The sequence below is a fragment of the Thioclava sp. 'Guangxiensis' genome (assembly GCF_045348365.1).
Lineage (GTDB): Bacteria > Pseudomonadota > Alphaproteobacteria > Rhodobacterales > Rhodobacteraceae > Thioclava > Thioclava kandeliae.
In genome coordinates this window covers 1,463,535-1,476,571 of record NZ_CP155822.1, presented here as the reverse complement: position 1 = coordinate 1,476,571, position 13,037 = coordinate 1,463,535, and the positions used below count along the sequence as shown (strand labels likewise).

The window sequence follows — 13,037 nt, the reverse complement described above, 5'->3', positions numbered from 1 at the left end:
GAACGGGCGCACTCAACTGCGGCGCAAGGGGCGGCTCATACGCCCTTTGCGGCCTTCTGTATAGGGGTAATCTGCGCCCTTGGTTATGCGCTCACACCCATTTCGCGATCGGCGGAAGGCTCATCAACACCGCATCGGGGTTGTGGCCGGTTTCCAGACCGAACTTCGTGCCCCTATCGTAGACCAGATTATATTCGGCATAAAGCCCGCGATGGACAAATTGCGTCTCGCGGTCGGCATCGGTCCAAGGCTGGTTACGGCGCTTCTCGGTGACCGGAAGGAATGCCTTGAGGAAGGCACGACCCACATCCTGGGTAAAGGCGAAGTCCTCCTCCCAGTTGCCGGTGTTCAGATCGTCATAGAAGATGCCGCCCACCCCGCGCGCACGGTTGCGGTGCGGGATATAGAAATACTCGTCCGCCCATGCCTTGAAACGCGGATAGTAGCTTTCGTCATGCGCATCGCAGGCCGCTTGCAATGCTGTGTGGAATTCGGCGGTGTCGTCTTCATATTCGATACAGGGGTTGAGGTCCGCCCCACCGCCAAACCACCATGCGCCCGGGGTCCAGAACATCCGCGTGTTCATATGGACCGCGGGGGTCTGCGGGTTCTGCATATGCGCCACAAGGCTGATCCCCGAGGCCCAGAAGCGCGGGTCCTGATCCATCCCCGGCACGCCGCGCGCCGCCATCGCCTTTTGCGCGCGCTCGCCCAGAGTGCCCCAGACCGTGGAGATATTTACCCCGACCTTCTCGAACACACGCCCCCCGCGCATGACGCTCATCTTGCCGCCGCCATGATCCTCGCCCTCGGGGCCGGTGCGCACCGTGGGTGTGACCTCGAACCGGCCTGCGGGAATTTCGGCATGGGGACCCGTGACCTGACTGTCCTCAAGCCCCTCGAAGGCCGCAACAATCTGGTCGCGCAAATCGGAAAACCACTGGCTGGCGCGGGATTTCTCATCCGCGAATAGGGGCTGGTCGGTCATGGGCACTCCTTTTCTTGGGCGCAGTCTTAGCGGGCCGCGCTGGCGGGGGCAAATGCCTCTTTCGCATGAGCCCTCTAGCCGTGCGGCCCGCTAGAAGCTAATCTGATCGCCAAAGGAGCCAAGCAATGATCCGCATCTTCTCTCCCGCCATTCTGGGCCTCGGCGCATTGGCGTTTCTGGCCGCCTGCGGCACGCCGCAGGAACGCTGCATCGGCCGCTCCACCAAGGAGATTCGCGTGCTCAACGGGCTGCTCGAAGAGGTCAACAGCAACCTCGCGCGCGGCTACGCATGGGAAAGCTACGAGGTCGAACGCTCGCGCTACACGGTCTGCGGCTATGACGAGCATGTCACCAAGGACGGCAAGAAGATCCGCCGCCCCTATCATTGCTGGCAGGACTATACAGAGACGCTCCAGCGCCGCGTGCCGATCGATCCGGCCTCCGAGACCCGTAAACGTGACGGGCTGGTGGCCAAGATCAAATCGCTCGAGCCGCAGGCGCGCGCCAATATCGCCGCCTGCAAGGTGACCTATCCCGAAACCGAGAGTTGACCGGTCCCCGTCAGAAGACGGGAACCTGCACCGCATCCAGTAGCCCGCGCCCGCCATCGATGCGGATGATCTGGCCGGTGGTGAAGCTGGCCCCTGACGAGGCAAGGAACTGCACCGTTTCGGCCAGCTCGCTCGGCGCCGCGATCCGGCCCAAAGGCGTGCCCCCGATGATCTCCTCGCGCCATTCGGAGTTTTCCTTCAGCGCGTCCTGCAGCGAACGGCTCATGACAGAGGCGAAGCTGACCCCGTTCACGCGGATACGATGCGGCGCAAGCGCCACCGCCAGTCCGCGCACGGCCTGTTCCTGCGCGGCGCAGGCAATGGAATAGGCCAGCGTCTCGGGTTGCGAGCGGGTCGAGGCCAGCGTCGAGATATTGACGATGGAGCCGATCTCGCCCTCGGTCCGCCCGTCCTTCTCGGCCTGCGCGATCATGCGCTTGGCGGTCAGCTGCGAGATCCGCAGCGAGGATTTCATGTTCTGGCTCAGCATGTCGTCGAGCACGGTCTGGTCGGGGTCAAGCGGATCGCAGGGCGTGAAGCTGCGGTTCGTGTTCACCAGAATATCGATCCGGTCAAACGCATCGATCGTGGCCGACAGAAGGTTGGCGACATTCAGCTTCTGGCACAGATCGCCTGCAAAGATCCGCACCGGACCTTCCGAGGTATCGGTGTCGGCAAATTCATCCTTCAGACGGCTCTCGTCGATATCGGCGAACATCACATTGGCACCGCGGTCCACGAAATGGCGCGCGATGGCGAGCCCGATCCCGTGGGCGGCGCCCGTCACGATGGCAGTCTTGCCGGAAATGGAAAGCGACATGCAGTCTCCTGCGGAGTGGTTGAAGCAAAGACGCGGCCGGTTAGCGGCCGCGTTTCGTCTGTGTAGGGGCAGCCTTGGCGGCCTGCGACTTGCTCAGCGGCTTTTCGGCGAAGAACAGTTTGAACTGGGTATTGCCACCGATTTCTTCGACATGGTGGAACACCTGCCTGAGCGTGTCCTCATAGGGAAGATGGCGGTTGGCGACCATCCATAGCTTGCCTGAAAGCGACAGGATAGAGGCTGCTTTACGGATAAAGGCTTGACCGAGGTTCGGATCGCCCGCATGGCCCACATGGAAGGGCGGGTTCATGACGATCCCCGAATAGCGGGCGGCGGGCTCGAAGCCCGTGACATCTTCCCAATGGAAGCTTGCACGCGGATCGGTGATATTCTGCTTGGCGCAGTCAAGGGCTGCAAAATCTGCCTCGACCAGATCGAGCGTCTCGACCCCCTCGCGAGCGAGAATCTGCGCCGAGAGCCAGCCCCAGCCCGCCCCTAGATCAGCCATACGCGCCGGAAGGCGGCCGGGCAGCGCCTGCGCCAGCAGTGCCGAGCCTGCATCGACCTTATCGGCCGAAAACACGCCCGGTGTGGTAACGAATCCCTCTGTCGGGGTCTGGGCCTGCACGACCCACTCGTCCAGCACATCGCGCCGCGCGGCAAAGCGGAACACCTTGCCATGCGCCTTGGCGATGGCGCTCGAGGGCGAAACCAGTGGTTTGAGGGATTTCAGAACCGAATCCACCCCGTCATTCTTGGCACCGTCCACGAGGATCATACCGCCCTCATCGACCAAGGCGCAGAGACGGGCCAGCGCGTTGCGGGCCTCCTGCTTGGCGCGCGGCAGAAAGAGGACTGCCGCCGCATATCCCGTGCTTTGAGGCGCGGGGCTGACGGTATAGCCACGGGCCGAAAGCCCCGCATGATCAGGGGCAAACCCCTGCACCAGCTCCAGCCTGTCCCTAGGCAAATCGGAAAGATCGGTATCGGCCAGAGCACCGAGCACGAGGATCGTGCCCGTCTCCGGCAGGGGCGCCTGTTCGAGCGCCAGCGAAAGTCGCGGATGTGTCATTGGGTTCGTCGCGGAAGGCCGCGCTCATTCCTTTTCCATCGTGCATTGCAGAGGGTGCTGGTGGCGGCGGGCGAAATCCATCACCTGCGCAACCTTGGTCTCGGCAATCTCGAAAGAGAACACCCCCACCACAGCCAGCCCCTTCTTGTGCACGGTCAACATGATCTCGAAGGCCTGCGCATGATTGAGCCCGAAGAAACGTTCGAGGATATGCACCACGAATTCCATCGGCGTATAGTCATCATTGAGCAGCATCACCTTATATAACGGAGGCTTACGGGTCTTGGGCCGCGTTTTCGTGGCCAGACCGGCATCGCCGTCATTGCCATTCTCGTCGTCGGCCATCATGCTGAACGGCTTGAAGTCGCCTGTCATCATCGCTTTTCCCGGGTTCCGAATATCTCAGGTCTTGTGGCGAATATAGGAAGACGGGAGCAGAAGAAAACCCTTTCTGCCCCGGCTCGCAATTCGAAATGTAATCTCTTACCCGACAATAGGAAGGAAACAGGGCCAATGACAATGCTGGGTTTCGATGCCGATGACACGCTATGGCATAACGAGCGGTTCTTCACGCTTACCCAGGCGCGATTTGCTGAATTGATGGGCGATTTTGCCGGACGGGATCATCTGGAGGACCGCCTTCTGGCCGCTGAGCGCCGAAATATCGGACGCTATGGCTTTGGGGTAAAAGGATTTACGCTCTCGATGATCGAAACCGCGATCGAGGTTTCGGAGGCACGGGTCAGCGCCACGGTGATCGCCGAGCTGTTGGAGGCGGGCCGCGAAATGCTAGCGCATCCGATCGAGCTGCTGCCGCATGTGGAAACCACGATCACCACCCTCGCCGCATCGTATAAGCTCGTGCTGATCACAAAAGGCGATCTGCTCGATCAGGAACGCAAGCTGGCACAATCCGGGCTTGGACCGTGTTTCCAGGCGGTCGAGGTGGTGTCGGAGAAAACGCCCGAGATCTATACCCGCATTTTTGACCGTCACGGCATGGGGGCCCGACAGGGCATCATGGTGGGCAACTCCATGAAATCGGACATCCTCCCGATGCTCGAGGCCGGTGGGCGCGCCATCCACATTCCCGATCGGGGGGTCACATGGGCGCTCGATCATGCCGAGGCCCCCGCCTCCCATCCGCGCCTGTTAACACTCGAATCGATGGAAAATCTTGCCGAGGCTCTGCACAAATTCGCGCTCGAGTGAATCCCTTCGAGTAAAAAACACTCACTGCCCCGTGAACGAGGCTTGACTGCCGCAAGGGAATATAAGGTTAAGGATCAGTTAACAACACAACTTGAGGTATCGCAACCCATTGCAACCACCACATGATGTGGTGATGCAGGAAAAACGCAGTTAATGTGATTTGAACTTCCTAATTTTCACATTCAATCCTCCGTGCTATCTTTCCAATCATAAGCCCCGGTCAAAAAACAACGGGGCATCGAGGCAGATATAAGGATAAGAACCGTGACCACGCTTTCGCGCTGGATCCGAGCAGGGGTATGCGCGTTCTTCACATTGGTGCTTTTGCCGCTGGCCGTTCAAGCCGCGCCCTTTGCTGCCTATGTGATGGACATGCGCTCTGGTGAGGTCCTCTACGAGAAAAACGCCGACACGCGACTCTACCCCGCGTCGCTTACGAAAATGATGACGCTCTACATCACCTTTCAGGCCATTGAAGCCGGTGAGGTGAGCCTCGACAGCGAAATCACGGTGTCGAAGAATGCTGCCTCGCAACCGCCCTCGCGTCTGGGGCTGCGCGCCGGACAGAAGATCAAACTGCGCTATCTGATCCGCGCCGCCGCCGTGAAATCCGCAAACGATGCGGCTGCCGCGATCGGCGATGCGCTGGGTGGCAACGAGGAGAACTGGGCCGCGCGGATGACCGCCACTGCCAAGACCCTCGGCATGAAAAACTCGACCTTCAAGAATGCCAACGGTCTGACCCGCGAGGGACACCTCTCCAGCGCCCATGACATGACCATTCTGGGCCGTCACCTGTTTTATGATTTTCCGCAATATTACAATATCTTCTCGCGCCGCTCCGCTGATGCGGGCATGAAGACCGTCTACTCCACCAACCGTCGTTTCCTCGATGCCTATAAAGGCGCCGACGGGATCAAGACGGGCTATACCGTGGCATCCGGGTTCAACCTGACGGCTTCGGCACAGCGTGGCAATGACCGTATCATCGCGACCGTCTTCGGCGGCACCTCGACCGCCCAGCGGAACGCGAAGATGATGGAGCTCCTTGATCTGGGCTTCAAGCGCGTGAATGAGAACAGCCCGCTGCGCCGCCCCGATGCCCCCGAAATCATCGATCTCAACCGTCCGACCCGCGGTCTTCTCGTGGCGAACGGTCCGATGCAGAGCAGCCCGCGCCCGCTTGTCCGCCCCGGTGCGACATCGCATGACGCGGATGCGATTGCCGCCGCCGTGGCCGTGGCAAATGCCGACCCCGCGCCCGAGACCAGCCCTGTCGATGCCGATGCGGTGGACGAGGCTGTGACCATGGCCTCTGCCGAGGCGCTTGATGCCAGCCCCCGTCCCGTTCTGGCGCCCAACCGAGCCGTGGCGCAAGCCGCACCGGTCGAGGCTCCTGTCGAGGATCTGGCGGGAGAGGAGGTTCAGGTTGCCGCAGCTGAAACCGGCGCCGAGGACGGCGCGCCCGACCAGGACGAGGAGCAATTCGCCGGCCAGATCGCGCAGGGCGATACCGATCCGGGCGGTCCGATCTTCCAGCAGACCAGCAAACCGCAACCCGAGACACTCGCTCTGATGGGGAAGGACAAGAAAGCCGATACCGTCATTCTGGCGGCCCTGAACCCGCCGCAGGCCGCAGCCTCCGAGACGCCGCGCGTCGTCGCCCGCGCCTCGACTTCGGGCGGGCGCAACTGGGGCGTGACCATCGGGCTGAAAACATCCGAATTCCACGCCCAGCAGGACATGCTGAAGATCGCGCTGATGGAAAGCGATACGCTGGGCGACGCCCTGCGCAAGGTGGTCAAGCGCAAGCTTGGCTACGAGGCGACCTTTGTGGGCATGAGCCAGCAACAGGCCAGCCTCGCCTGCGCCAGACTGGCCGCGCGCAGCATGGAATGCGGGGTCGTGGGGCCCTGAGCCCCCGCCCCTCTCTGCTTCAACTAAGCGGGCCGCCTCCTATTGGGAAGCGGCCCGTTTTTCTATGCGATGACAGGTCGGGGGGCGCTGACCGGAATCACCGTTTCGGATGGTCATCCCATGCGTTCGAAAGGATGCGCTCGGCATCGCCTTTGGGATCGTCGAACTGGCGGGACTTCAACGCCCAGAAGAATGCCAGAAGCCCAACGCCCCCCAGAACAAGCGAGATCGGGATCAGAAAACCGAGAATCGACATAAGGTAACCTTCCAGAGCCTATTTCAGCCGTAAAGAATTAAGAGAGACGGTGATCGAACTGGCCGACATGGCAAGGGCCGCCGCCAGTGGCGTCGCCAGTCCGCAGAGCGCCAGCGGCACCGCGACCAGATTATAGCCGATCGAGATCACGAAATTCTGCTTGATCCGCGCCCGTGCATTGCGGGCCGTCACCACTGCCTGCGCAACCGGCGCAAGGCTCCGGCCCAGCAGCACGATGTCAGACGCCGTGCGCGCCGCATCGAGTGCCGAGGCCGGCGAGATCGAAACGTGGGCCTGCGCGAGCGCGATCGTATCGTTGAGCCCGTCGCCCACCATCAACGCTGGATGCCCCCCGGATGCCAGATCTGCCAGAATGCGGGCTTTGTCTTCGGGGCGGGCCGCGGCCTGCCAATCGGCTATCCCCAACCGTTCGGCCAAGGCCGCAACCGCGGGTACCGTATCCCCCGACACAAGCCGGACCGAAAGCCCCAGATCCTGAAGGGCTGCAACCGCCTCGGCCGCACCCTCGCGCAGACGGTCCCGATAACGGACCCGGTGGACGCGCCCCTCGCCGAGGCAAAGCCACGTCCCCTCGCCCTCCGCCCCGACCCAATCGGCGCGACCCAGCCGTACGATCCGGCCCCGATACCGCGCCTCGACCCCGCAGCCGGAAACCTCGCGCAGATCATCGAGCGCTGCAGGCATGGTCCCGCGCGCAGCCAGCGCCCCGGCCAGCGCCTGCGACAGCGGATGCGACGAGCCCGCAGCCAGGGCCAGCGCCACGCCGCCTGCCGCCTCGCCCAGCCCCTCCAGATCGGCAGGTTCGGGCAGGCCGGTGGTCAGCGTGCCGGTCTTGTCGAAGACCACGGTATCAACCTCGGCCAGCCGCTCGAGCGCGGAGCCGTCCTTCACCAGAAGCCCCTGCCGGAAGAGCCGCCCCGAGGCCGCCGTCACCACCGCAGGCACCGCCAGCCCCAGAGCGCAGGGGCAGGTGATAATCAGCACACTCGCCGCGATATTCAGCGCCAGACGCAGATCGCCCGAGGCCCAGAGCCAGCCGCCAAAGGCCGAAAGCGCCAGCAGATGCACGAGCGGCGTATAGGCGCGGGTCGCGCGTTCGGCGAGCGTGGTGTATTTCGTGCGCGCGCTTTCGGCTGCGGCCACCAGCTGCGCCATCCGGTGGAGCGAGCTGTCCCGTCCTACGGCTGTCAGGCGCACCGTCAGCGGCCCGGTCAGATTGACCTCTCCCGACGCGAGCACAGCCCCCGGCCCCACGCTCACCGGCAAGCTCTCCCCCGTCAGAAGCGAGCGGTCCATTTCGGATCGCCCCTCGATGATCACCCCATCCGCCGCCAGCCGCCCGCCCGCGCGCAGATGCAGATGATCGCCCACGCGCAGATCGGCCACGGGCAATTCGACCTCGGCCCCGTCACGCCACACAAAGGCGCGCGGCACCTCCAACGCGGCCAGCTCCTCGGCGGCAGAGCGCGCCGCCGCCCGCGAGCGGTAATCGAGATATCGTCCGACCAGCAGAAAGAAGATCAGCATGACGGCGGCATCGTAATAGGCATGCCGCCCCGAATGGATCGTCTCGTAAAGCGACATGCCACTGGCCAGAAGGATCGCCAGCGAAATCGGCACATCCATACCCAGACGCCGCCCCTTAAGCGCCCGATAGGCCGAGGCAAAGAAAGGCTGGCCCGCAAAGATCACGGTGGGAAAGGCAATCGCCGCCGAGATCCAGTGGAACATGTCGCGGGTCGCCTCTCCCGCCCCCGACCAGACGGCCACCGACAAAAGCATGATATTCATCATCGCGAATCCCGCGACGCCGATACGCATCAGATAATCGCGGCCCTGACGGTCGGCCTCGGTCGCCTGCAGCAGGTCGGGGTCCAGCTCATGTGCCTCGACGCCAATTGCCCCCAGCACGCCGACCAAGATGTCGGGCGTCACCCCCTCCGCCCGCACCGCGACCCGTTTGAGCGTCAGGTTCACCCGTGCATCCCGCACCCCCTCGACACCAAGAAGCGCCGCCTCGACATCGGTGATACAGGCCGCACAATGCACCTGTGGCAAGGACAGCATCAGATCGGGCGAAGCCATCCCCCGCCGCGCGATATCCTGCGCCGCGGGTGCGGCGATACAGGCCGGACAGGCCGAGATACGGCTCTCGATATCGGGGGCGGACGTCATCGCCTAGCCCCGTACGAAGAGGTCGATCCGCTGCCGGAAGGGCGTGCCATCGCTCGCTACGGCCTCCAGATGCACGAGCCATGCTCCGGGCGCCAGGTCGAGATCGGTCACATAGGCCCCGTTCACACGCCGGAACACGGGCGTGACATCCTCGCGCGCCATCGTGGTGCGCCCGATAAGTGCCGAGAACTGCGCGATCTGCGCCGGCAGCCCGTCCATCCCCAGAATACGGAAACTCAGCTGGCCATCGGCATATCGAGGCTCCACCCGCCAACCAAGCGCCACCTGCGCCGTGCGCAGCCGGTCGAATTCCTGACTGGCGACATAGGAGTTCGAGACCTCCAGACCCGGAAAGCTATGGACCGCGTTATACGCCATGAAGATATTGACCCCGATAATCACCGAGAACGCCCCTATGGTGATGGAAAGCACATGCTTTCCGGTCAGTTCGCGTGTCATCATTGCTGTCCTGCTCCATTGAAGACCGTCTGTTCCGTCACCGAGCCAGCGCCATCGCGTTGGCTGACACGCAAGACCACATCGGAGCGCTTGGCCTGTGCCAGCGCCGTTCCGCGCGCGGCCTCGAGGTAGAGCCGCGCCGAGAGCGTGGCATCGGGGGCCACCTCGACCACCCCGCCCGCATGCCCCTCGACCGATGCCACCAGCCCCTCAACCGGCTGGCCATCCGGCCCCGCGACCGAGATCACATAGGCCGTGGCTGCATGGTCCTTGTTGCGCAGGCGCAGCGTGTAAATGTTACGGATCGTGCCATCGGGCTGGGTCACATAAAGCGGCGAGCGGCTGGGGGTCACGTTGAACTCGATGGGCGAGCGCATCAGAAGCGCCACGAAAAGCCCTACACCGATCCCGCCCCAGAGCAGGAAATAGATGATCGTGCGCAGGCGGAAGATGTGGCGCCACGGGCTGACACGGGCCTCTCCACGCTTCTCGCGTTCTTCATCGCGCAGCGCCATATAGCCGATCAGCCCGCGCGGCTGGTCCGTTTTATCCATGATTTCGTTGCAGGCATCGATACAGAGCCCGCATGTGATGCACTCCATCTGCTGGCCATTGCGGATATCGATCCCCATCGGACAGACCGCGACACAGGCATTGCAATCGATACAATCGCCCTGCGCCGCGTCGAGTTTCACGCCTTTCTTCAGCTTGCCACGTGGCTCGCCGCGCCAGTCGCGATAGCCGATGGTCAGCGTATCCTCATCCATCATCGCCGCCTGGATGCGCGGCCACGGGCAGGCATAGATACAGATCTGCTCGCGGGCAAACCCGCCAAAGAAGAAGGTCGTGGCGGTCAGGAAGGCCATCGTCAGATAGGCCACCAACGCCGCTTGGCCCGTGACCAGATCGCGCATCAGGGTGGGAGCGTCGGCGAAATAGAACACCCATGCGCCCCCCGTCCCCAGCGCGATCACCAGCCATAGCGCCCATTTGAGGGCGCGTTTGCGGATCTTCTCGGCGCCCCATGGCGCGCGCAACAGGCGGATCTGGGCGTTACGATCGCCCTCCACCCATCGCTCGACATGCATGAAAAGATCGGTCCAGACCGTCTGCGGACAGGCATAGCCGCACCAGACCCGCCCCATCGCGGCGGTAAACAGAAACAGCCCCAGCCCCGCCATGATCAGAAGCCCCGCCACGAAATAGAATTCATGCGGCCAGATCTCGATCATGAAGAAGAAAAACCGACGGTTCGCCAGATCCACCAGCACCGCCTGATCGGGCAGCGCCGGACCGCGGTCCCAACGGATCCACGGCAGGAGGTAATAGACCCCGAGCATCACCGCCATCAGCCCCCATTTCAGCTGCCGGAAACGGCCACGCACATGGCGCGGAAAAACGGGTTCGCGGCTGGTGTAAAGGGGCGGCGGGGCAACAGGGTCTGGTATGCTCATGTTGCGGTCTCCTCGGATCGGTCTGCGCGTTGGTCTTCAATGCGCGTTTGCGGTCCGTGCTTCTTTGACATGCGTCAAAATCGCGATTTCGGATGCATTTTTCCCGATGCGATGGCGCCGGATAAAAAAGCGCCCCGGGCAAAGCTCCGGAGCGCGCGCGACAGGACGTCGCGAAGGTCAGGGACAAAAAACACCGGCACCCTGCATATGAAACGCGCGAACGGGACAGGGTGCCGGTGAGCCCCGCAGCCGCGCCCTAGCCGCGGCCACGGGGATCTGGTGGGGAGCGGCTTACTGCCCGCCCCCGAGCCCGTGGACATAAGAGGCCACTGCGCGGATCTCGGCCTCGCTCAGGCGGGCGTTCCAGTTGGGCATGACGCCTGCGCGGGCCTCACGGACCGTTTGGGTAAGGGTTGCGACATCGCCTCCATAGAGCCAGACCGCATCCGTCAGATTGGGTGCGCCCTGCGACGGGTCGCCCTTGCCCGCATCACCATGGCAGGCGGTGCAATTCTCGGCAAAGACGGTGGCCCCTTCGGAGGCCAGCGCCGGATCGGCCTCCTGCCCCGAAATCTGGCGGACAAACTGCACCACCTGATCGATCTGCGCCTCTTCCAGAATGCCATCCGTTCCAAAAGCGGGCATCTGGCTGAAGCGCGCCTCGGGGTCATCCGCATTACGGATACCATGGGTGACGGTGGTGTAGATATCACCGATCCTGCCGCCCCAGAGCCAGTCGCTATCGAGCAGGTTCGGATAGCCCAGCCCCTGCTGGCCGCCCGCCCCCGCACCATGGCATTGCGCACACCATGTCTGGAAGACGGCCGCGCCCGCATTCTGGGTATAGTTCGCAAGCTCCGGATCGGAGGCGATCGCCCCCAGATCCGCGGCCACGAGCCGCGCCTCGACGGGTGCATTCATCGCGTCGAACCGCTCCAGATCGGCGGCCAGATCGGCACGGGTCGATTTGTGCAACAAACCCGGTGTCGCCCCATTCAGGAGCGGCCATGCGGGCATCGCGACCGTATAGCCGAGCGCGAAAAGGATGCAGGCATAGAAGGTCCAGAGCCACCAGCGCGGTAGCGGATTGTTGAACTCCTCGATTCCGTCCCAGCTATGGCCGGTCGTCGACGGGTCGTCGGGCAGGTTCTTGTTCAGCTTGCTCATTGATCCAACTCCCTTTTGGCCAACCCGCTTGGGGCCGTTGCGGGATGGTCCTCGTGGCGGAAGGGAATGGCGGCACTGTCGGCCTGCGATTTGCGCGCTCCCGGACGGAAGGCCCAGAGGATGGCAATCACGAACATCGCCACCATGAACAGGAGCATCCAGCTATCGGCGAATTCGCGGAAGATATGATAATCCATCTCGCTCTCCTCAGCGGCTCGGTGCGGGTTCGAAGGTCGAGAAATCGACCATCGTGCCCAGCACCTGCAGGTAGGCCACCAGCGCATCCATCTCGGTCACGGCAGGCTGGCCATCGAAATTGCGCACATTCACCCGCGCGTCATAGCGGGCGAAAAGACCATCGGTATCGGCATAGGGGTCCAGCTGGGCCGCGAAATCCGTCTTGGCCGCCTCGATCATGTCGGAAGTATAGGGCACCCCGACCAACGCGTCGGTTTCCAGACGTTCTTCCAGATGGCCGGTGTCGAGGAGCCTATGCTTGAGGAAGCCGTATTTCGGCATCACCGATTCCGGCACCACCGATTGCGGGTCGCTCAGGTGATCGACATGCCACGCATCCGAATAGCGCCCGCCAACCCGCGCCAGATCGGGGCCGGTGCGCTTGGAGCCCCATTGGAACGGGTGGTCATACATCGATTCTGCGGCCAGCGAGTAATGCCCGTAGCGCTCGTATTCGTCACGCATCGGACGGATCATCTGGCTGTGGCAGACATAGCAACCCTCGCGGATATAGATATCGCGACCGGTCAGCTCGAGCGGAGTGTAGGGACGCACGCCCTCGACCTTCTCGATCGTGTTCTCGAGATAGAAGAGCGGGGCGATTTCAACGATGCCGCCGATAGTGACCACGAGGAAGGAGCCGATCAAAAGGAGCGTCGCGTTCTTCTCGATGATCCCGTGTTTATCCAGAATGGACATAGACCTATC

14 protein-coding genes are annotated in these 13,037 nt (G+C 62.9%); 3 read left to right on the top strand and 11 right to left on the bottom strand.

Features of this window, described 5'->3' with window-relative positions; all coding sequences use genetic code 11:
* Positions 1–91 precede the first annotated feature (91 nt).
* A complete protein-coding gene (hemF, locus tag ABEB22_RS07300; protein ID WP_406869955.1) occupies positions 92–988 on the bottom strand; it encodes an oxygen-dependent coproporphyrinogen oxidase in 897 nt (298 codons plus the stop codon).
* Positions 989–1,113: 125 nt separating this feature from the next.
* Between hemF and ABEB22_RS07295 the strand changes: the two genes are divergently transcribed.
* Entirely contained in the window at positions 1,114–1,539 is a 426-nt protein-coding gene (locus tag ABEB22_RS07295) for a hypothetical protein (protein WP_339113533.1), read from the top strand.
* 10 nt (positions 1,540–1,549) lie between these two features.
* Here the strand turns inward: ABEB22_RS07295 and ABEB22_RS07290 are convergent, their stop codons facing one another.
* Genes ABEB22_RS07290 through clpS form a run of 3 tightly spaced genes read right to left on the bottom strand, consistent with a single transcriptional unit; the run spans position 1,550 to position 3,806 of the window.
* Entirely contained in the window at positions 1,550–2,359 is an 810-nt protein-coding gene (locus ABEB22_RS07290; protein WP_339113534.1) for an SDR family oxidoreductase, read from the bottom strand.
* Positions 2,360–2,399: 40 nt separating this feature from the next.
* Complete coding sequence (locus ABEB22_RS07285) at positions 2,400–3,431, bottom strand: methyltransferase (RefSeq protein ID WP_406869954.1); 1,032 nt, start codon at positions 3,429–3,431, stop codon at positions 2,400–2,402.
* Positions 3,432–3,455: 24 nt separating this feature from the next.
* Positions 3,456–3,806 carry an ATP-dependent Clp protease adapter ClpS gene (gene clpS, locus ABEB22_RS07280; RefSeq protein ID WP_406871134.1) on the bottom strand — a complete coding sequence of 117 codons (351 nt, stop codon included), beginning with the start codon at positions 3,804–3,806 and terminating at the stop codon, positions 3,456–3,458.
* A gap of 138 nt (positions 3,807–3,944) precedes the next feature.
* Here clpS and ABEB22_RS07275 point away from each other — a divergent pair, with 138 nt between their 5' ends.
* Positions 3,945–4,643 (top strand): HAD family hydrolase, encoded by a 699-nt coding sequence (locus tag ABEB22_RS07275; RefSeq protein WP_406869953.1) that lies wholly within the window; start codon positions 3,945–3,947, stop codon positions 4,641–4,643.
* Between the two features lie 366 nt (positions 4,644–5,009).
* A complete protein-coding gene (locus tag ABEB22_RS07270; protein ID WP_339114436.1) occupies positions 5,010–6,560 on the top strand; it encodes a D-alanyl-D-alanine carboxypeptidase family protein in 1,551 nt (516 codons plus the stop codon).
* Between the two features lie 97 nt (positions 6,561–6,657).
* Here the strand turns inward: ABEB22_RS07270 and ccoS are convergent, their stop codons facing one another.
* The 7 genes from ccoS to ccoO form a co-directional block, all read right to left on the bottom strand.
* On the bottom strand, positions 6,658–6,816 hold the full coding sequence (gene ccoS / locus ABEB22_RS07265) for a cbb3-type cytochrome oxidase assembly protein CcoS (protein ID WP_339113537.1): 159 nt from the start codon (positions 6,814–6,816) through the stop codon (positions 6,658–6,660).
* An 18-nt stretch (positions 6,817–6,834) separates the two neighbouring features.
* Complete coding sequence (locus ABEB22_RS07260; protein WP_406869952.1) at positions 6,835–9,012, bottom strand: heavy metal translocating P-type ATPase; 2,178 nt, start codon at positions 9,010–9,012, stop codon at positions 6,835–6,837.
* 3 nt (positions 9,013–9,015) lie between these two features.
* A complete protein-coding gene (locus ABEB22_RS07255; RefSeq protein WP_339113539.1) occupies positions 9,016–9,474 on the bottom strand; it encodes a FixH family protein in 459 nt (152 codons plus the stop codon).
* Entirely contained in the window at positions 9,471–10,925 is a 1,455-nt protein-coding gene (ccoG, locus tag ABEB22_RS07250) for a cytochrome c oxidase accessory protein CcoG (protein WP_406869951.1), read from the bottom strand. Before ccoG ends, ABEB22_RS07255 begins: the two co-directional genes overlap by 4 nt.
* A 291-nt stretch (positions 10,926–11,216) precedes the next feature.
* On the bottom strand, positions 11,217–12,092 hold the full coding sequence (gene ccoP, locus ABEB22_RS07245; RefSeq protein WP_406869950.1) for a cytochrome-c oxidase, cbb3-type subunit III: 876 nt from the start codon (positions 12,090–12,092) through the stop codon (positions 11,217–11,219).
* Positions 12,089–12,289 (bottom strand): cbb3-type cytochrome c oxidase subunit 3, encoded by a 201-nt coding sequence (locus ABEB22_RS07240; protein ID WP_339113542.1) that lies wholly within the window; start codon positions 12,287–12,289, stop codon positions 12,089–12,091. The genes ccoP and ABEB22_RS07240 overlap by 4 nt, the downstream gene beginning before the upstream one ends.
* 10 nt (positions 12,290–12,299) lie before the next feature.
* The gene (ccoO, locus tag ABEB22_RS07235) at positions 12,300–13,028 is read right to left on the bottom strand and encodes a cytochrome-c oxidase, cbb3-type subunit II (RefSeq protein WP_339113543.1); all 729 of its coding nucleotides are present in this window, start codon (positions 13,026–13,028) and stop codon (positions 12,300–12,302) included.
* Positions 13,029–13,037 lie beyond the last annotated feature (9 nt).

Bases quoted from the DNA above. Each gene is read 5' to 3' on its own strand.
- ABEB22_RS07290 (WP_339113534.1), bottom strand. From the start codon at position 2,359: ATGTCGCTTTCCATTTCCGGCAAGACTGCCATCGTGACGGGCGCCGCC.
- ABEB22_RS07270 (WP_339114436.1), top strand. From the start codon at position 5,010: ATGGACATGCGCTCTGGTGAGGTCCTCTACGAGAAAAACGCCGACACG.
- ccoS (WP_339113537.1), bottom strand. From the start codon at position 6,816: ATGTCGATTCTCGGTTTTCTGATCCCGATCTCGCTTGTTCTGGGGGGC.
- ccoO (WP_339113543.1), bottom strand. From the start codon at position 13,028: ATGTCCATTCTGGATAAACACGGGATCATCGAGAAGAACGCGACGCTC.
- ABEB22_RS07285 (WP_406869954.1), bottom strand. From the start codon at position 3,431: ATGACACATCCGCGACTTTCGCTGGCGCTCGAACAGGCGCCCCTGCCG.
- ABEB22_RS07260 (WP_406869952.1), bottom strand. From the start codon at position 9,012: ATGACGTCCGCCCCCGATATCGAGAGCCGTATCTCGGCCTGTCCGGCC.
- hemF (WP_406869955.1), bottom strand. From the start codon at position 988: ATGACCGACCAGCCCCTATTCGCGGATGAGAAATCCCGCGCCAGCCAG.
- ABEB22_RS07240 (WP_339113542.1), bottom strand. From the start codon at position 12,289: ATGGATTATCATATCTTCCGCGAATTCGCCGATAGCTGGATGCTCCTG.
- ccoP (WP_406869950.1), bottom strand. From the start codon at position 12,092: ATGAGCAAGCTGAACAAGAACCTGCCCGACGACCCGTCGACGACCGGC.
- ABEB22_RS07275 (WP_406869953.1), top strand. From the start codon at position 3,945: ATGACAATGCTGGGTTTCGATGCCGATGACACGCTATGGCATAACGAG.
- clpS (WP_406871134.1), bottom strand. From the start codon at position 3,806: ATGACAGGCGACTTCAAGCCGTTCAGCATGATGGCCGACGACGAGAAT.
- ccoG (WP_406869951.1), bottom strand. From the start codon at position 10,925: ATGAGCATACCAGACCCTGTTGCCCCGCCGCCCCTTTACACCAGCCGC.
- ABEB22_RS07295 (WP_339113533.1), top strand. From the start codon at position 1,114: ATGATCCGCATCTTCTCTCCCGCCATTCTGGGCCTCGGCGCATTGGCG.
- ABEB22_RS07255 (WP_339113539.1), bottom strand. From the start codon at position 9,474: ATGATGACACGCGAACTGACCGGAAAGCATGTGCTTTCCATCACCATA.